Origin of the sequence: Verrucosispora sp. WMMA2044 (assembly GCF_027497155.1) — a bacterium.
Classification (GTDB): domain Bacteria; phylum Actinomycetota; class Actinomycetes; order Mycobacteriales; family Micromonosporaceae; genus Micromonospora; species Micromonospora palythoicola.
In genome coordinates, this window is the sequence record NZ_CP114913.1 from 5,633,179 (window position 1) to 5,652,411 (window position 19,233).

The 19,233-nt window shown below is 68.8% G+C and carries 11 protein-coding genes and 1 pseudogene; 3 read left to right on the forward strand and 9 right to left on the reverse strand.

Features of this window, described 5'->3' with window-relative positions; translation table 11 throughout:
- Positions 1-7 precede the first annotated feature (7 nt).
- The 6 genes and pseudogenes from O3597_RS25685 to O3597_RS25710 all read right to left on the reverse strand — a co-directional run bounded on the left by O3597_RS25685 (position 8) and on the right by O3597_RS25710 (position 9,258).
- Positions 8-922, reverse strand: a complete 915-nt coding sequence (locus tag O3597_RS25685; protein ID WP_281602622.1) for a thiopeptide-type bacteriocin biosynthesis protein — start codon at positions 920-922, stop codon at positions 8-10.
- 10 nt (positions 923-932) lie between these two features.
- Positions 933-2,012: a lanthionine synthetase C family protein gene (locus tag O3597_RS25690; protein WP_281602623.1), complete on the reverse strand. Its 1,080-nt coding sequence runs from the start codon at positions 2,010-2,012 to the stop codon at positions 933-935.
- Positions 2,009-4,751, reverse strand: a pseudogene (locus tag O3597_RS25695) (lantibiotic dehydratase). The gene O3597_RS25690 and the pseudogene O3597_RS25695 overlap by 4 nt, the downstream one beginning before the upstream one ends.
- Before the next feature lie 74 nt (positions 4,752-4,825).
- Positions 4,826-4,972 (reverse strand): FxLD family lanthipeptide, encoded by a 147-nt coding sequence (locus tag O3597_RS25700; protein ID WP_281582658.1) that lies wholly within the window; start codon positions 4,970-4,972, stop codon positions 4,826-4,828.
- Between the two features lie 13 nt (positions 4,973-4,985).
- The gene (gene fxlM / locus O3597_RS25705; RefSeq protein WP_348650312.1) at positions 4,986-6,224 is read right to left on the reverse strand and encodes a methyltransferase, FxLD system; all 1,239 of its coding nucleotides are present in this window, start codon (positions 6,222-6,224) and stop codon (positions 4,986-4,988) included.
- An 826-nt stretch (positions 6,225-7,050) separates the two neighbouring features.
- Positions 7,051-9,258 (reverse strand): tetratricopeptide repeat protein, encoded by a 2,208-nt coding sequence (locus O3597_RS25710; protein ID WP_281602625.1) that lies wholly within the window; start codon positions 9,256-9,258, stop codon positions 7,051-7,053.
- Positions 9,259-9,892: 634 nt separating this feature from the next.
- Between O3597_RS25710 and O3597_RS25715 the strand changes: the two genes are divergently transcribed.
- Together O3597_RS25715 and O3597_RS25720 are read left to right on the forward strand one after the other, a co-directional pair.
- Positions 9,893-11,770: an Hsp70 family protein gene (locus O3597_RS25715; RefSeq protein WP_281602626.1), complete on the forward strand. Its 1,878-nt coding sequence runs from the start codon at positions 9,893-9,895 to the stop codon at positions 11,768-11,770.
- A gap of 28 nt (positions 11,771-11,798) precedes the next feature.
- Positions 11,799-13,763: a hypothetical protein gene (locus O3597_RS25720; protein WP_281602627.1), complete on the forward strand. Its 1,965-nt coding sequence runs from the start codon at positions 11,799-11,801 to the stop codon at positions 13,761-13,763.
- A gap of 266 nt (positions 13,764-14,029) precedes the next feature.
- On the opposite strand, the gene O3597_RS25725 is transcribed toward O3597_RS25720, so the two are convergent.
- On the reverse strand, positions 14,030-14,491 hold the full coding sequence (locus O3597_RS25725) for a hypothetical protein (protein WP_281602628.1): 462 nt from the start codon (positions 14,489-14,491) through the stop codon (positions 14,030-14,032).
- 255 nt (positions 14,492-14,746) lie between these two features.
- On the opposite strand from O3597_RS25725, the gene O3597_RS25730 reads away from it, so the two are divergent.
- Entirely contained in the window at positions 14,747-15,691 is a 945-nt protein-coding gene (locus tag O3597_RS25730; RefSeq protein ID WP_281602629.1) for a hypothetical protein, read from the forward strand.
- A gap of 438 nt (positions 15,692-16,129) precedes the next feature.
- Here O3597_RS25730 and O3597_RS25735 read toward each other — a convergent pair whose 3' ends face one another.
- Together O3597_RS25735 and ltrA are read right to left on the reverse strand one after the other, a co-directional pair.
- A complete protein-coding gene (locus tag O3597_RS25735; protein WP_281602630.1) occupies positions 16,130-17,176 on the reverse strand; it encodes a hypothetical protein in 1,047 nt (348 codons plus the stop codon).
- A 467-nt stretch (positions 17,177-17,643) separates the two neighbouring features.
- The gene (gene ltrA / locus O3597_RS25740) at positions 17,644-19,038 is read right to left on the reverse strand and encodes a group II intron reverse transcriptase/maturase (protein WP_281602631.1); all 1,395 of its coding nucleotides are present in this window, start codon (positions 19,036-19,038) and stop codon (positions 17,644-17,646) included.
- Positions 19,039-19,233: the final 195 nt, after the last annotated feature.

Consider the following 19,233-nt stretch of genomic DNA (forward strand, 5'->3'; position numbering starts at 1 on the left):
GCCGACACTAACGAATCGCAGTGGACATCGGCTGGCTCGCCTCACGGTGCTGAGCACTCGCCGAGGCAGGTACGTCGTCACCAGGCGTCGCCTCGAGGTCTGTTGGAGGTGTCGCGGGAGGCAGCGGCCCCTTGACGTGGCGCGGCCAGTGCTCGCCCGGTGGCACCGGAGCGTGGCCGAAGATGGCTTGGGAGGCGGCGTGGGCGAGCGTGGCCTGGGTGGTGGCGGGTATCCCGATCCGGTTCCAGTGGAAGATCACGTGTTCGGCGATGACCGCGCGCACACCGCGGGTGAGCTGTCCTGTTTCGCGTAGGCAGTGCAGGGCTGTGCCGGTGGTCTCGAAGGCGGCCTGCCAGTCGCCGGGTGTGCGGGCGGTGCCGAGGAGCAGGTGGCGGACCTTGCCCGTGAACGCCTCCCAGGTGTCGGCGTCGGGCGCGGGGCGCTGGTGGGGTTCTGCGGTGCGCCGGTGGGCGAGGCGTGCCCAGACGTCGCCTTGTTCGTTGAGGTCGAGCCCGGCGGCGCGCATGAGGGCGGTGCACAGGACCAGGGAGCGTTCCCGCCGGTCGGTGGGGTGGTCGTGGAGGTAGGTGAGCAGGTGGCGGCTGTCGTGGTGGAACAGCGTGTGGGCGGTGTCCATCGCCTCGGTGCCACCAAAGGTGTGGGTTTCAGGTTCGTAGATGTCGCCGCTCCACGCGCACCCCTCGGTGAGCAGCTCGATCAGCGGCTGAGGGCCGGTGGGCGTGCTGGGTAGGTAGCGTATGCGCCAGGGTCCTTTGCGGATGAACCACCAGGCGGTGATCAGGCCGGCGGTTTCGGCAGCGGGTAGCATGCGGCTGAGGTGCGCTACCGCCTGCCGTTCGCGGTCGTGGCGGTCGCGGCCGGGGTAGCTGATGGTCACGTGCTGCCAGGCGGTGCGACTCATGGCGGTCCCTTCAGGTGAGCAGGAGGCAGGCGTCCCACAGGGTGGCGGTGGTCGCGGCGGTGGTGAGGCGGCAGCCGGTGGTGCCGTCGAGAAACCCGGCAGGTTCGTCGGCGGCGGGCGCGGCGTCGTGGTGCAGGCGTGCCAGGTCCGTGACGGGTGTGGGGGTGAGGGCGTCGGCGGCGATGCGTCGGCCGGTGGCCAGCAGGCCGGCGGTGCCGTGGCAGAGGCTGCGATCGGTGAGCCGCTCAAGTTGTGCGGGGTCGGTGACGCAGGTGGTGAACGCGGTTTCGGCGAGGCGTTGGCGGGTGGTGTCGTGCAGGGCGAGGGCGGCCAGTTGGTGGGCGCGGGCGATGCCGGGGGTGCCGTAGCACCAGGACGGGCGCCCCGGCTGGTGTTGGGCCGGTGCGCCGCGGTGCAGGTCGTCGACGGTGAGGGTTTGCGGCCACCAGATGCCGCCGGTCTCGGTGTGTTGTTGCCAGGTGTCCAGCCAGCGGCAGATGCGGGTGATCGCGGTGGTGTGGTCGTCGACGGTGATGCCGTCGCGGTGGGTGAGGGCGAGCAGCGCGAGGGGGCCGGTGATGCCGTGGGCGATGCCGTGGTTGGCGTGCCCTCCTGGTGGGGGTGGCTGGTGGCGGTGGGGTCCGTTGGCGCACCACCAGCCGGGCAGGTCACCGACGGGTTCGGTGAGCCGGACCAGATAGTCCAGGACGTGGCGGAGCAGGACGTGGTCGCCGAGGCGGCGCAGGACGACGCCGAGGCCGGTCAGGCCGCGGATGAGGTCGTACTCGGCGTAGTGGGGTTGCTGGCGGGCGTCGATGCGGCGGTGCGCCGTCTGCAGCCGTCGGCGGGTGACGGTGGCGGTGCCCGTGGCGGCGATTGTTCGTGCGCGGGTGAGGCCGGGTTCGTTGCAGGTGGCGAGGACGAAGGCGAGCGCGGGGGCGCCGTAGAAGAGGCTGGCGCCGGCGGCGATGCTGACGCCGTGGGCGGTGGCCTTGCGCAGGGCGGCGTACGCGGCGACCTGGTTGCCGGTTTCCAGGTGCAGCAGGGCGACGCCGGCCGCGCCGTCGGCGAGGGACTGTCCGGTGGTCATGACGGTGCCGGTCGGGTGCGGGCGATGGTGCGGGCCAGGCGCAGGCAGTGCCGTTCGGAGGCGAGGTCGACGCCGATCATGCGGGCGTGGTGCAGGTGCAGCAGGTCGGCCAGCACCTGGTCGAGGTCGAGACCGTCGGCCGTGGCCAGATCCCGGTAGCCGGTTATCGCCGCCGCCAGGTCGCCGTCGCGGTGCGGGGTGCGGGCGAGGTGGAGCTGGTTGGGGTCGAGGCGTGCGCCGCGGTGGTGGGGGACGTGGTCGGCGAGCCAGCGCCAGCCGTCGCCGGTGAACGCGCCGGCGATGGCGATCATCCCGGCGGCGGTGCGGGCCTGCCGGTCGCCGGTCAGCCGCCGCAGGACAGTTTGGGAGTCGGCGGCGAACACCGCCTCCGCAGCGGTGAGGGTGTGGCCGGTGCCATGGCGGGTTTCGGGCCGGTAGGTGTGCAGGCTGTAGTCGTGCACCACGCCGTCGTCCTCCAACCGCTGCACCCACTGGGCGAGGGTCCTGGCGGTGACCGCGAACTGATCCATGTCGCTCAGCGGGATGCGCAGTCGCAGGTGAGGTTCCGGGTCGGGGTAGCGCAGGAACCACCAGCCCGCCGGCAGCAGCGGGACGGTCCGGCGGGCGAGGTCGGTGACGATGTCCTCGACCCGCCCGGACAGGTGACCCTCCAGCCACGATGACTGTCCCGGCCGATGCCGCACCGTCGACACCTCCCGGGCAGGTCGAGGCGGAGTGCTGGCCGGTGGGGCGTGGGTGAGGGTGAGCAGCAGTTCGGCGGGCCGGTTGTCGATCCAGCCGGCTGGCCCTGGGGCCTCGGTGACGACCGTGCGAGGCTGCCGCTCCAGCTGGCGGCGCAGCACCGCCAGGTGGGCGTTGTCGTTCAGGTCCAGGCGCAGCTGCACATCGTCGTCGCCGACCAGGATCTCGTCTGGCAGCCGGCGGCGTTCGCGCCACCGCTGCCAGGCATCACGCCACCGCGGCCACGGCACCCCACGAGGTAACGCGGAGTGGTCGATGATCCAGCGGGCGGGATGCAGGATGCTGCGACCGCGTCGCACGCGGGGCAGGAACGGCAGGTCAGCGGCGTGGCCCCAGTCGAATCTGCCGCACGGTGCCGCCCACGCGGTGCCGATCTCGGTCAGGAACCGGACCAGCGGTTGCTGCAGACCCGGGAGCAGCACACTGTTGAGCAGCAGCGGCTCGACCGGCCGCCCGCTGCGGCGCGACACCAGCCACAGCCGCTGTCCGTCGCCGGTCACCCCCAGGTCCGCGACCGTGAACGGCGGGTCAAGGTGGAAGTCACCGACGGGTAGGACGGGCAACACCCCGGGAGTGCGGGCAACCGCAACCAGGTGGGCGTCCAGTGGCGGACCGGACACCTGCACCGCGACCGCGCCGGGCAGGACCGTCGACAGGTTCCGATAGACGTGCTGAAACGCGGCCCGTTCGGCAGGGGTGAGCAGGTGTAGGAACCGGCCAGCGGACACCCCGGCGTGACGGGATCCGCTGAGCACCGTCAACGCGAACCTGCCTCGGTCCAGGTCGTGCCCGGTGGCGGCGGCGAGGGTGAACCGCAGCTCGGTGTGCGGGACCGGCGGCCGATCATCGCCGTCGCGGAGGCGGCCGATCAGGTCGTCGTCGAGGATCACCTCCGCGCCGCCGTCCAACGCCGACTGCTGGGCCAAGTGCCCGAGCAGCCGGTCCCTGCCGGTGACCAGCGCCGGTGCGTACCGGGTGGAGCCTCGGTAGCCGGCGGGAAAGCCCAGCACGGTCAGCACCTCGCGCACCGGCACGGCCGCACCCGGACCCCACCGCTGGATAAACGCCCGGTGGTACTCCACCCACCCCCGCATCGGCGGCGCTACCGCCGTCAGCGTCTCCGCGGCCCGGCCGGCCTCCCGCAGCACCGCTGGCGGCAGCGTCACCGACACGTCGACACGCAGGTCCACCGCAACCCTGGCCGCCGGGGTCGGGTAGCGGGGCGTGGCGGGCCAGGTGGGCGGCGGGGTCGGTGACGGTCATCGCCGGCCGCACCGCCGACAGCAACACCCCAGCACCGACCAGCGAACCCAGCATGCGCTCGGCCGCGCCGATCCTGGCTGGCTCCGGCCCGGCGACCGTGGTGGCGAGGTCACCGAACATGATCGGGGAAGCCGCCGCGTGCAGTGCCGCCCGCACCTGCCCGGTCAGGCGGACCTCGACGTCCCACCGGCGGTCGCCGTCGGCACGGGCGCACGGCAGCACCCACACTTCGCCACGCTGGTAGCCCACCGCGTTCGTCACCACCGCCACACCGCGCAGCACCGTCAGGTCCTGCTCCACCCGTGCGGTGTGCGCGGCGATGAACCGCCCGTCCGGCCGGACAACCCTCCGGTGCTCCTCGCCCCACCGAACCGAACTGCGGGCACCGAAGTCGACCGGGGCTACCCCGGCGAACGTGCCGAACGGTGTCGCCCGGCCGGTCCACCGCAACACATACCGCACCACCGACTCAACGAGGCGGCGCAGCCGATCCGGATCAGCAGGCTCGCCGGTCACCGCCCGGGTGACCTGCTCGCACAGGTGCGGCGAGGCGCAGGCGACGGCCTCCGCGAACCCCGGCAGCGCCCACACACTGGTCAGCCACTGCCGCCACAGCTCCGGCCGCTGAGAGGTCAGGTCAGACCACGCGGGCAGGGTCAGACCGCTCGGGTAGGCGGCGACCCGGATCAGCGCCGCACCAGCCGTAGAAAACACGCTGCACCACCGAAAACAAGGGGGAAGGGCCCGGTGTCGGCGGACACCGGGCCCCGACAGAGGGTGCGACAGGGTTACTTGCTGCCGCCGGAGCAGGCATTGGAGCCTGTGTTACCGGAGCCGCAGTTGTCGTCGGTGCTGGTGGCGTACCCACCGGCGGCGGGGCCGGCGTCCACCAGCGTGATGTCCAGGTCGAACTCGTCGAGGTCCGTGGTCTCCACTCGCTGTGCCTTCCTATGCGGGGGTGAAGGTGAGGACGAGACGGCTGTGCCGCTTGTCCAGCACCGTCCCGGCCGGCAGGTCGCCGTCGGGAGTCCGCGCGGGCAGGACATGCAGCACCGGCGCCGGTTCGCCGCCGTCCACCCACGCCCGCATGTGCGCCACCATCCGCCCGGCCGCGCCGGCGGCGTCCGGTCCGTGGGCACACGCGCCAAGGTCGAACACGTCATCGGTCCAGCGCAGCGCCGACCGGTAGACGAACGTGCCCCCATGCAGGGCGGCGGGCGTCCCGAACCGCCACGCCGGCGCGACGACGCCGGCTTCGACGGCCTCCTGATGCGCCGCAAGCACCACGAACTGATCCACCTCGGCGGCAAGACGCGCCGCCAGCCACAAGTCCAGATCGGCCAGGACCGTCCGAGGCGGCAAATTCACTCCCGCCCACGCCTGCTCCCGCGGCCGCGACAACAGCCCACCCACCAGGTTCGGGCTGACCTGCTGACCCTCATCCAGCCGCAGATGCACACCGTCGGCCACATCGACGTACCGCACGTCGTGCGCTCCGGCGCCTTGCATCGACACGAACCCACACAGGCGCTGGCTTCGGCTGACCAGCCGGTCACCGTCACGACGCAGCGCCCACGACCGGGTCATCCCGAACGTCCGCAACGGCACCACCAACACACCGCCCTCGACCAGCTGACCGGTCCACGCCGCCGGGATGTCCCACGCACCAACGGTCACGATGATCAGGTCGAAGCAGGGCCCCGGAACCAGCGGCTGCTCAGCATCGGCGCACACCACGGTGACGTCGCGGTACCCCGCCGCCGTCAGACACGCCACCGCCCGCTCGGTCACCTCCGGGTCGATGTCCACGCTCGTCACCGACCCCGACTCACCGACCAACTCGCGCAGCAGAGACGCGTTGTAGCCACCCGAGCCGATCTCCAGCACATGCCGACCCGCCAACCCACCATCGAGAGCGTCGACCGCCTGACCCAGCATCTCCGCGATCAACCACGGCGCCGACACCGAACTGACGGTCTCCTCACCGCGCCGCTTCGTGACCACAGCGCTGTCGCCGCGATACGCCTCCTCGACCGCCACGCCCGGCGTGAACACCTCCCGAGGCACCGTCCGCAGCGCCGCCTCGACCTCGGGCCGCAGCACCAGCCCTTTCGCCTCCTGGTCGGCGACCAGTTGGTCGACCATCGCGTCCCGGAGGCCTTCGCTGCTCACCGTGTCGACACCCATGTGCTCTCACTTCTCCTATTCGCGGGCTATCCGTACGACCCGCTTTTTCTCTGCATCCGAGGCTGGCAGGACGGCCTCGGGGGGTACGGATCCTTATGCCGCAGGGGCGCCGGCGTTCGTGGAACCGGGCGCGTCGGCCGGTGCTTCGCCTGGATCGTCGCGGTGAAGCCGCTACGTCAGGCCGAACCTCGCCCCGGCTGGTGCGTGCCCGGCGTCGGTTGGCCGCCGATCGGGGGAAGCGACGACCAACCGACCAGCACCACCGGGACGACAGGTGCATAGCCGAGGGTTACGGCCGCTCAGATCTGCTGCCGCCCCAAGGGCCGCACGATCCGATCGCTGGCGGTCCACCGGTTGGCGCAGATGCCTCTGGGCTGATCACGGCCCCGGCGCCATGGACATCATCAAGGGCCCGAGGTGCAAGATCCATGAGGTAGGCCTCCCTTTCGTGGACGATGCCGACGATCGGCCGTCCGGGGCCGCGCTCGTCGCATCACCACTCAACGCCTGCCCGCCGATGTCGAACACCCTCGACACGAATTCTCGACACGGGCAGTGCCGGCTGAGAGAGTGCCGGCGACGATACACAGACAAATACGGCTCGACGCCAACAGCTGCACCGGATTAACCCGCTTGCCGCTGATCAGCTGCCACAATGCCTGCGACGCGCGGCTCGGCGTCCGGTTCCGCCGACGGTGGCGTGTTCCCAGAGGAAGCTCTGGTGGGAATGGATCAGTCGGTTTCGCCTAGCCGCAAGTACTGCCAGCTCGGCGACTCGACTACCAAACCTGGTGGCAGGCAGCGCTGGAGTCGCCCGCAAGATTGACTACGCCTCAGCCCGCCACGCATTCAAAACACGAACCGCTGCCGACGTTTCCGGGTGCTCGTCACCCTGCACTCGCACCGAGTCGTTGACCACTTTCTCCAGGATGGTGATCGCCTCTCCGGTTCGGCCGGCCCGCCGATAGGAGACGGCGAGGTTGGCGCGGGCGGTGATTGTGTCCGGGTGCTGGTCACCCAGCACGCGCACCGAGTCGTCGACAACCTTCTCTAGGATGGTGATCGCCTCTCCGGTTCGGCCCGCCTGCGCGTAGGCGGCGGCGAGGCTGGCGCGGGCGGTGATTGTGGACGGGTGCTGGTCACCCAGCACCCTCTTCCGGTCGTTGACCACTTTCTTCAGGATGGTGATCGCGTCTCCGGTCCGGCCCGACTGCCAGTGGGAGGCGGCGAGGTTGGCGCGGGCGGTGATTGTGTCCGGGTGCTGGTCACCCAGCACGCGCACCGAGTCGTCGACAACCTTTTCTAGGATGGTGATCGCGTCTCCGGTCCGGCGCGCCTGCCGATAGGCGGCGGCGAGGTTGGCGTGTGCGGTGATTGTGCCCGGGTGCTGGTCACCGAGCGCTCGCAGCGCGTCGTCGACCAGCTTCTCTAGGATGGTGATCGCGTCTCCGCTTCGGCCCGCCTGACAGTAGGCGGCGGCGAGGTTGGCGTGTGCGGTGATTGTGGACGAGTGCCGGTCACCCAGCGCTCGCAGCGCGTCGTCGAACATTCGGCGCCAGTAGCCGATGGCGAGGGTATGCAGCCCGGAACGCAAGAGGCTATTGCCGGCGTGGTACAGCAGCGGATGTCCGTCCGGGTGCCACAGCAGCTCACCGCCGATGCTGGCCAGGGTGGTGGTGTTGGTACGCAGCGCATCCACGAGGTTGGTGGTGGCGTGGTCGCGCTCCGGCCACAGCTGCAGTAGCGCGTCGGCGGTGGCCCGGATGACGACGGTCGGGTCGATCGTGCTCGCTTCCCGGGTGGCGCGGGCGGTCAGAGCATGGACCCGCACGGCGCGGGGCCCGTCAGCGGGGGCATGGGTCAGCAGGCCGTAGCGGTGCAGCGTCCGCAGAGCCATATAGGACTGGTCGGCGGTGACGACCCGGTCGGCCTGGTCGGATAGGTAACCGATGACCGCGGAGGTCTTCCACAGTTCGTCGGGGTGACCGTCGGGGTTGAGTACGGCGGCCAACGCCAGGGCGGGCCGGGCCAACCCGGCAGGGTTGGCCCGATCGGCGGCATCCAAGGCGAGCAGGAGCGTGACCGTCACGGGTCGGCCGTAGTCGTCGGGGTCGCTGTCGGCGGGCATCACCTCGGCCACCCGCGCTGCGGCGGTGTATCGGGCCAGATATTCCACGCACCCAACCGCCTGGTCGATCATGTAGGCGGTAGCGTGGGACAACGCTAGGGGCAGGTGCCCGACGGCGGCGGCCAGGTCACCCGCGCCCGAGTCGAGCAGGCCGGGATACCCGGCTTCGGTGAGCCGGTCGGTCAGGTATTCCACAGACTCCGTCGGGCTGTACACCCCGATGTGGATACTCTGCCGGCCGCCGGTGGCCAGGGCAGCGTCGCGGCGTCGGGTCGTCGCGAGCGTCCATCCGGTCGGCCGGTGCGGCGGCCACCAACCGACCAGATGGGCCGGGTCTGTGATGTCGTCCAGGACGATCAGCCAGGTCCGGTCGGTGGTGTGCAGCCATTCGCAGAACGCGGCGGCGTCGGCAGCCTGGTCCGTGCCGTCGGCGCCTGGGGCACCGACCCGCAGCGCGGCCCGCGCGTAGCCGGTGATGATCTGCTCAGGGCTGCCCGCGGGCACCCACGCCACCAGATCCGCGGTCCGCTCTACCTGGGCCTGATGAGCGAACCACGCCGCCAGCTGCGATTTGCCAACCCCACCCTCACCGGCGAGGACCCGGGTACCCACCCCGACCGGCCAAGCATCGTGCTGGGTCAACACGACATCAGCACCGTCATCACGTGCTTCCTGAATCCTCGCGCGCACACCGTCGCGGAGCTGGAACGCCGACGCCAACACCGGCGGCTGCCCTACCTGGGCCGGCCACTTCACCTCTACCGGATGATAGTGGCGATGCTCGTGAAACTCGGGCCGGACATCGCCGTGGACGATGCCGGTGTTGGCCACACCAGCCCGGTCGGCCCTCGCGGCACCGGAATCGGTGACCGCGGCCGCCGCGGGCGGATCAAGCGGTGAGGTCACGGCCGGGACCGGCGCCGAACACCGGTGTTGGCCACCGAACCGGGACCGTCCGCAGTCGCCTCCCCTGATCGAATGACCTGCGCCGGACGGTCGTCACCCTCGACCATGTCGGCTCCCGTGTTCGCCTGCCCGCCACCGGTAGCGCAGGCCGCGCCCGTGTCCTCTATCCGGTCCGGCTCCACTCTCGACCCATCCTTTGAACCATGCTTAGGCAGCAGGTATGGCGCGGCCAATGCGACTACCGCCACCACCGCACCGATAGCACTGGCCACCTTGTCCGCCCTATCCAGGCCCACCGCCACCAGGTACACCACCAGCCCAGCAACGATCACCCCGAACGCCACGCGCCCGGCCCGCACCCACCCTTGGCTTCGACGAGGCACCACGACCTCCGACATCACGACCAGCGCCGTTGAATGCCTGCCAGTCTATGAACCCAACCCACCGAGGGTAACGGCAAGGCAACCGGCGACGGTGGGAAGGACTTCCGGGTGTCGGGTCACCAGTATCGATGTCAGGGTTCATCGCCTCCATTCGAGCGCCCCACCAACCTTCTTCCGGGCTTCTCCCCGCTTCGCTGCTCGCTGTAGTTGAGGCGTGACGTGAATATGATCCTCATGTTTGACTGTCGGGTATGCGAGCGGGGCAGGCGCGGCTGGCGATCGATTGTGGAAGCGCCACGACGACCGCGGTCCTGGCCTGGCCGGACGGGTCGTGGTCACCGCTGCTGTTCGACGGCGAACCGGCGTTGCCCAGCGCGGTGCTGGTGGCTGGTGATGGGTCGGTGGTGACGGGGCAGCGGGCGTGGCAGGCGGCCACCGCTGATCCGCAGCGGTTCATACCCCGTCCCCGGCTTTCCGTCGACGAGCAAGTGAGCGTGGCCGACGTGCAGGTCGCGCCCGCCGATTTGGTGGCGGCGACCCTGCGGCGCGTCGTCGACGAAGCCCACCGGATGGCTGGTGGGCCGGTGGAGGATGTGCGGTTGGTGGTGCCGGCGGGATGGGGGCCGCGGCGGCGGACGTGGCTGCGACAGGCCGCCCACCGAGCCGGCTTGGCGCAGCCGCGCCTGGTGGAGGCGCCGGTGGCGGTGGCCTCGGATGCCCTCGCCTCGGGTGTGCAGCTGCCGGTGGGTTCGGTGGTCGTGGTGTGTGACCTGGGCGCCGGCGTGGAGGTGAGTGTGCTGCGGCGGGGCCCGGCTGGGTTCGAGGTCCTGTCTACCCTCGCGGACCCCGACGCTGGTGGTGACGCCATCGACGCCGCGTTGACCGCCACCGTGCTCCCCGACGGCGGGGTGCCGGCGGCGGATGGGTGGGCGTTGACGGCGAGCCTGCGCACGGCGAAACACGCCCTGGTGGGGCATGCGGCGGTGGCCGTGCCGGTGCCCTCAGGGCCGGCGGTGGTGCTCAACCATCTGATGGTGGAACAGGCCGCCCGCCCGGCCTTGGTCCGGGCGGCGGGCCTGGTGCGTAACGCGGTCGACGCCGCCGAGGTCGACCCCGCCACGATCGCCGCCCTGTGGTGCGTCGGGGGTACCGCGCAGATGCCGCTGGTCGCCGACGTCCTGGCCGCGGAGACCGGGTTACGGCCGACGCTGGTGCCGGATCCGCTGGTGGCGGCGGCCCGCGGCGCGGTCGACGCCGGCGGCCTCGACACCGGGCAGGCGGCGGTGGTGGCGGAGCCGGTGCCGTCGGTGTGGCGGGCCGTGGCGATCGGGGTGCCGGGGTTCGCGTCGCTGGCGTTGGTGTCACACGCGCTGTTCACTCCGACGTGGCATTCCGGGCTCATGCGGGAGTGGGCATTCATGAACTGGGGTGAGGTGGCGATGGCGTCGGTGTTCGCCGTGATCGCCTGCCTGGCCGCCGGCACCGTGCTGGGTTCCACGTTGGCCGCCCGCACCGACAGTGGGGTGCCGTTGTCGGCGGGGGCGCAGGTCGCCACCGGCATCCTCACCTCCGCCTGGCTCGGTGTCGCCGTGGTCGGCATGTATGCGGTGGTGGGTTCCCAGTACATCGGCACCGAGTTGGGGGCGTTCCTGCGCTGGACCATGGTGCCGGTGGTGCCGATGCTGGTGGTCGCGATGGTGCTGGCGCTGATCGCGTTCCGCCAGTGGCGCACCCCAAAGGGCGGCTGGTCGGACTTCCTCGCCTTCCCCGTGACGTCGGTGGTGACGGCGACGGTGGGGATGATGCTGGTCCAGTGGTCGCTGCCCGCGACCTATGCACCCGGCATGGAGGTGTGGCTCGGTGTCGCGCAACGGGTGGGTGGGTTGCTGATCGGGGTCGGGGTGATCACAGCGTTGGTGTCCGGGTGGTGGTTGCGGCTGGTGATGGGGGTCCCGTTCGCGATCCTCACCGCCACCCTGGTCGGCCGGTACAACACCGGCACCGTCGCCGGTCTCTACATCGTCGCCGCCACCGTGTGGTGGCTGGGCCGTCTGTGGACCCGCATCCTCTACACCGCCCCCACCCAATCCCGCCGCAGTCTTCCCCTACCCGGCCCGCCACACCCGTGACGCACCAACCGACGGCAGGGGGTGGGTGATGCGGTGGCCGCAGCGGGTCGCGGCAATGCTGCTGACCACCGTCCTGCTGGCCGGCCCGCCGACCCTGCTCGTGCGGCTGGTGGGCTGGCCGACGACCGACACACCACGGGTCGCCCTGTGGCAGTGGGTCCGCGACCCACTGACCGAACAGAACCTGACCCTGATGCTGGTCGTGGCGGCCTGGCTGCTGTGGGCCTTCATCGCCTACCTCGTGACCGCCACCACCGCCACCCGCCTGTGGGCCAGCGTGCGATGGCTACGCCACCTACCGCTACCCACCCCCTGGCAGGCCACCGCCACCGGCATCGCCAGCGCCGCCGCCCTCACCATCACCACCCCCACCGCCCTGAGCACCGTGGACGAGCATGCGGGTACGACGGTCGGCACCCTCGAGACCCACCCCTCCGACGGCGCTGAGCAACCAAATGCCGCCGACGGTGTCAGTGTTCCCGGCGGCTGGCTGCCCTCGCAGGTCGCCGAGCAGGTCGGTGCCGCAGCGAGCCTGATGTGGCTGCGCCGCCGCCGCGCCTACCGCCCCGCACGTCCCGACCAGAACGGCCCGGACGTCGGCGAGTTGGCACCGCTACCGGCCACCGTGACCGCGGTCCAGTCCGCGATCGCCACCCACGACAAGCCCGCCCCGACCGCGGCCGCAGCGGTCGGGATCCTGCCGGAAGGGTTTCCGCCCGCGGGAGCGAGCATCCTCGGCCCGGGTGCCCCAGCCGCCGCTCGCGGTCTGCTGGTGACCGTCCTTCTCGCTCGCCTACGGGACCACACCGCACCGGAGGTGGTGATCACCCGCGACGCGGTGGCCGCCCTGCTCGGTCCGGCGGCCCCGCGGCTACGACCCGGGCCAGGACTGCGGATCGCCGACGACGCCGACCACGCCGCAACACTGGCAGCAACCGCGCCCATCCCAACCGGCGAAGGCGGGGGCGGGCGGCCGCGGTCGGTGCTGATGCTCGCCGCCCCACCGAGCGGCCGCCTTGCGGACATCCTCACCGCCGGCCCTGTGACCGTGGTCGTGGTCGCGTCCTGGCCGCACGCACCGGTCTGGCACGTCGATGCCGACGGCCACTCCACCACTGATGCCGGCGACGGCCCGGCGGTCGGGCCGCGGGTGTGCGTGCTGGATCCGCTCGCCACCACCGACCTGCTCACCGTCACCGGGCACGCCCACCCCGCACACCACAGCACCCCGACGCAGCCACGAATACCGCGTCAGAGCGGCCCGCAACCCGCCCCCGTAGACCCAGGGCCGCGACTGTGGATTCGGGTGCTCGGCGAACCGGTCCTGATTTTCGACGGCGCACCCCTGCCCGTGCGGCGCAGCGCAGCCCTGCACGCCGTCGTCTATCTGGCCGTGCATGCCGGCGGGGTCGACAGCCAGCAGTTGGCCGAAGCGTTGTGGCCGGGACTGCCCGCGCACCGGCTCACCGCACGCCTCTACACCACCCTCAGCGACCTACGGACCCTGCTGCGCACGACCACCGGACACACGATCATCGACCGCACCGGCGACCGCTACCGCCTCAACCCGGACCAGGTCGACGTGGACCTGTGGCGCCTGCGTCGCGCTGTCGCGCACGCCGCGTCCACCCTCACCGATCACGGTGCCGCCTGGCAGGCGGTCGTGAACGCCTACACTGGCGACCTCGCCACCGGATACGCCTGGCCGTGGCTGGACCCGCACCGCGAGACCGCCCGCCGCCGAGTCCTCGACGCCTACGCGGCCCTGGCCGCCACCGAACCCGACCCGAGACGGGCACTGGCCTGGCTCCAGGGCGGGATCCGCGTCGACCCGTACAACGCCACCCTGCACCAACATGCCATTGCCGTCCTCACCGCCCTGGGCGAGCACGCGGCGGTCGCCGAACTGTCCGACCGGTACACCCGTCGCCTCGCCACCGCCGGCCTCGACAGCGCCCTGGACGCCGCCAGCGTGCCCGACCCCGCCACCTGACCGCCCTCATTTGTCGCTGTACAGGACCGGGTTTACAGGCAGGTATGCCAGAGCATACGAAGATCCACGTCTAGGAAGAGCCGAACGAAGCGTTGTCGAGCAAACCTCCGTGCCACAACGGCGGACCCATTCTCCGACTACACCCCGTCACTGCCGGGGTTAGTCCTTGTCGCTCCGCGGCGCGAAGCGGCCCTAATCGGGAGGAAGTAGGTCTACTTCCGAGTTAGTCGCGCTCGTACCGGATGCGGCCATGAGCGTGCGGCTGATCATGTTGGAGCATCACCCACTGCAGACTCATCCCGGGTCGCTAGACGTGTGGCCGCGAGCACCTCGTACTCGGCGTCTGTCGGCGGATATGCGAGATGCCCATCATTGTCGATCCACTGACGTAGGCTGTTGGCCCGGTTGACGGATTGTTCGACTCGGATGAGGGCGTACTCGGACGGTCCGCCGTTGGTCAACTCCTCAACCGCCCGAGCCACTTCCTCGGGATCGGTCACATTGGACACCCCGTACACCGCGTGCATCCCCTTCTTCCACCCGTAGTGATGGCGCTCCCGGTCTAGACGAATCTGAAGGGCCTGCTCATCGGCTCGCCGCTTTTCGGCCTGCTGACGATCCCGCCAGTCACTGAGCGCGGACTTGCCGCCCATGAAAGCGAATACCGCAAGCACTGCGGTCGCGAACCCACCAACACCGTCGCCGACGTTGCCGAAGTCATCGAACACGCTTCTCACGGTAGAGAGTCGGCTCAACCCTGAAAGCGGGCCGACCCGAGCAACTACTGAGGCAGGTGCCGCGACCACGCGGCGTAACTCGGTACGACGGTCAGCTCACACCCACCGGGCACGGATGCGGCAAATGGGGAGGCCCGCTGGTCTTGAAGTGGGGCGTGCCGAAAGTCGTGGCCACCGTCCGTTCCTCTCCACGCATCCAGGAACATCGGCGAACCGGCAACTCCACCGCTCCCTTATCATGTCGATATGGCATTCTGGCAACACTCTCCCGATGACGTCGTCAGCAGACTGGTCGAAATCGCTGACCTGTTCGTCGCCTCCCGTGATGCCTTCTTCGAGACGGCCGACCGCTTTCATTGGACGCCGGCTCAAGGCTCCCCCGCCGCACACGCCGCGGCGGAACTTCCCTCGCCTGACCCCGCGGTCGCCAAGCCGCGAGGAGAGACCGGGCATCGGCTGATCGCTGAGGTCGTCCAGACCTACCTGCTTACGGCTAGCGGCCACCTCGGCGGACTCGCGAGCCTTTATGCAAGCTGCGAGGTCATCTTCCCCACGCCAGCGCTCATCCGTTCAACCATTGAGAACTGTGCACACGCTGTGTGGGTGCTCGGCAAAGAGCCTGACGAGCCGTCCGAGAACAGGCTTGCGCGCGCCTACCTCGAAGAGCTCGTTAGCGCGGAGGAAGCGAAGAAGAACGCCGGTCGGATGCGAGCCAAGACGCAGCCGAGTTACCTGCTGGCTGTCCAGCACTACACGGCCCTGAAGGATGAGATTATCGCGCGCTTTCCCGGCACTACCAGGGAGGACCTGGGGAAACGGACCCTGAACGGACAGGCCCTTCCCAACTTGGAAGCTGCCGTTAGCTGGATGTACGAACTGACCCAGAGCCACGGCGGGACGATCGACAGCCGCGCCGGGACCGGCGTTTACGGCCTTCTTTCCAACATGACTCACCCGACCCTCTACCCTGCCCGGCAAAGACGCGAATGGGCTGACGACCCGGTCACAGGTCACCAGGTGGCCTACCTTCGTGTCGACCTGGGTTTCGCTGAGAAAGCGGCGACGGCAGCTCTCGCAACGTTCTACAACGCCCTCAACTACACGACGTCCTACTTCGGCTGGCCCACCGCCGTCATTGACGAATTCACCGCGAAGATTGAGGAGTCCATGCCGACGTTCTTCGTAGATTAGGAGCGAGGACACTCGGCGCCTTTGAACCGAGGTCGTCCAGAAAACATTTCTCGGGCGCACACGTAGCGCATCGAGACGAACAGGGGCTACTCCGGTTCGTCCTAGATCGGCTCAGCTTGTTCTTCTTTCCACGCGACGGCTGCGTCGCGAGCGATTCGCGGCAAAGCAGTGAGCCGCACTGTTGGACCCAAGTCCTGGCGGAGGTTGAAGCTGGATCCATTTCCCCAACTCCGGATCCTTTCCGGCCCGATCGCGGTCGCGGACCGGCTCACCCACCTGTTGGCCGGACGTGGCGACACCGTTGTGCTCCCTGCCTGCGATGACGCAGCGGCGAGGAAATGCCCGTTGGCGCGGGCAGGGTTGGGTTGCGGTTCGCGGACCACGGGGCGCACGGCGCACTCGATGCCGTTTAGCTTCCAGATCTCAAAGTGTCGTACATCAGATCACCGAGCGAAACCGCCATGCTTCGAGAACCGCTAGTCGTGATTGTTCGATCCAAGTCCTGCCGCCGACGTCGACCGTCGATCCCACGTGATGGTCATGAGTCCGCCGAGGTGCATTGATAAAGGATTCGACTGTTTTCCGCTTGAAAGGAACCCATGATATTGCGGCGTGCTCGTAGCCGGAATGCGCTATTCGAGTTCTCTCGAGAAACGCGTCATCGTCTACTTGAATACGCACCACCGCGACTACATGCCCCCGGAGGATGGACTGCAATATTCCAAGCCACGTGATAAAAATTCTCCCGTAACAATCCGGGGTTAGCCCCAGCTCCTCATTCAGGCCACGCATAATCAATCCGTACAGGTCCTCAGGGAATCCTGGACGGGAAAAATCTGGCTGCTTCATCGTCTCGAATACACCGACCGTCCACCAGCCGACAGCACTGTCCGTTGCGGCAGATCGTTCGACGCATAGTAGCCTGCCTCCGTCTTGGGAAACTAGAACTATATTTGCCGCAAGCGAGCTGGGAACAGGGCGTTCCAGGTAGCGCCGAACGTTTTGCTCGATCGCACTGTCGGCGCCCGTGAAAGAGTCGGGATCTTCGGCCCTAAGGCGCTCGATCGCAAGGACTTCCGGGTATTCGCTCGGAGCTAAGGTGATTCGGCAGTATTGGGTTCCCTCAGACTCCCGATGATCGATTTTAAAGCCGGTCAGGTAAACAGTGTTGCCAGACACCATCCGCTTTGCGATATCGACTTGGTTGGCGAGCTTTGTGGAGTCGATCCATTCCTGCCCCGGGCGCCCACTCTTGCTGACATGCTCGGTTATTAGGCGATGTGGTTCCAGCTGGCGGGCCGGACTCCACATGCCTAAGGGGAATAGCCCGTCCAATCGGACATCGAAATTTACGCCCCGCCCTCGCGTGAGTGTCCGCGCCACCTTTTTGGCGTAGTCGCTGATCATGCCTGTTGCCAACTCTGTGGCCACTGCTGCACCGACGGCAGATGCGGTGGAGAGCACGGTCACCAAAGTCAAATTCATTGCCTGACTATAGCTGTCATCTTCAACTGCGTTGCATTTCACCGTGTCGTTGCAATTTCCGGAACTGTCTGCGCCGCGCGTTCAGGGCGCACTCAACTCGGCTAGATCCGCACGCCGAGAGGACGGACGAGTCAGCAACATCCCGTAACGCAACGTCACCGACTTGGACCGTGACCAGAGCAGGCAGCGACTCGCCGAACGCATATCGAACTCGGCGCCGGGGTTGCACTTGCAGCCGTACCTACCTCTGCACTCGGATCTGTACACCGACACCATTCTCTGCGTCGTCGAGCCCGATACGCCTGCCGGCTGATCGGTGCCGCCGTCCTGCTGTGTAGCTGTCTGACCTGGGGTGTTGAGTCGGCCTGGAGCGCGGTTCCAGCGTTGCCGCTGGCCCGTTTCTCCAGGCCGCTCGCCGAACCCGCCGTGCGTGTCTCCACGCAACGGGCTCTCCACGGGTTCTGTCGTTAGGTGTTGATGGTTGCGGTCCACGGGTTGGGGATCTTGGTTCCTCGGTAGCGGTAGCGCGTCACGTGGATCGCGGCTATCCGCTGGAGTTCGATCCCGCTGGCGGTCGGCTGCTGCCAGTGCCCCTCTGGGGTGATGTGGCGGCGGCGGAACTCCTTCCACCTCCACCTGCGCCGTGTGGTTATCATGCTGACCACGCGCCAGAACGTGAACGTGTCCAGCATGTTGAAGGTGTGCTTCGCCACGGCATGGCGGAAGTAGTTGGCCCAGCCGTGCGTGACCTGGTTGATCCTGGTCAGCACGTATCCGAGGTCCTGCTGTGATGTCCTGCGGGTGAGTGCACGGATCTTCGTCTTCAGCGACCGGATCGGTCGTTTGGCGATGAAGGTGTACACGTACCACTTGTTCGTGCCTCGCTTGCGGCGCCACTGGATGTGGAACCCCAGGAAGTCGAACCCGTCGCTCATGTGCACCACCTGGGTTTTGGCTGCGGACAGCCGCAGTCCGAGTGGTGCCAGCATGCTCGCGACGTCCTCGCGCAGCGCGTGGACGTGGTCCTCGGTGCCGTGCACGAGGACCACGAAGTCGTCGGCGTAGCGGACCAGCCGCCACGTCGGCAACCCCTTGCCGCGCCGGTAGTGCCGGCGTGTGCCGGTGGACATCGGCCCGCCTGGCTTCCACGGTGCCATCAGGTGCTCATCGAGCGCCGACAGCGCGATGTTGGCCAACAGCGGGGACAGGATGCCACCCTGCGGCGTGCCGGAGTGCGTGGCTTCCCGCTCGCCGAGTTCGGTCAGAACTCCGGCCTTCAGGAACGCCTTGACCAGCGCCAGAACCCGCTTGTCCTTGATCCTGTGCCGGATGCGGTCCATCAGCACCACGTGGTCGATCGAGTCGAAACACGCTTCGATGTCCGCGTCCAGCACCCACCGGTAGCCTTTGCTCCCGTACTGGTGGATCTCAGCGATCGCGTCCTGGGCCCGCCGCTTGGGCCGGAACCCGTACGAGACCGGCGCGAAGTCGGCCTCGAATATCGGTTCCAGCACCAGCTTCAACGCCGCCTGAACGACCCGGTCCGCGACAGTCGGAATACCGAGCTTGCGGACCTTACCCGACCCGCCCGGCTTCGGGATCCTTCGTTCCCGTACCGGCAGCGGCCGGAACGTGCCCGCCTTCACCTGGGCACGTAGGTCGTCCAGAAACCCGGGGACGCCGATGTACTGCTCCACGTCGGCGACCGTCAGGCCGTCCACGCCAGCGGTACGCGCTCCCAGATTGCCCGCCACCCGATCAAACGCCAACAACAGCGTCGCCGGGTGGTGCACGAGGTTGAACAGGTCATCAAACCGGCGGCCAGGCTCGGCCGCCGCCCAACGATGAAGCTTGGCCTGCATCTCCGATACCCGCCCATGCGGACCCAACGGCCGCACCGGCGGAGCGTCGCCGTTCGGCGTCGCGTCTTCCGGCATTACAGCATCCATCCCTTCTCGAATCCGCTGCCGTCCTTCCCCATGTGCCGGACTCTCTCCGGCCCGGAGTACTACGACGGCTCCGCCCCACCCGGCCCGTTCAGCGGTCGGTGCGCCTAT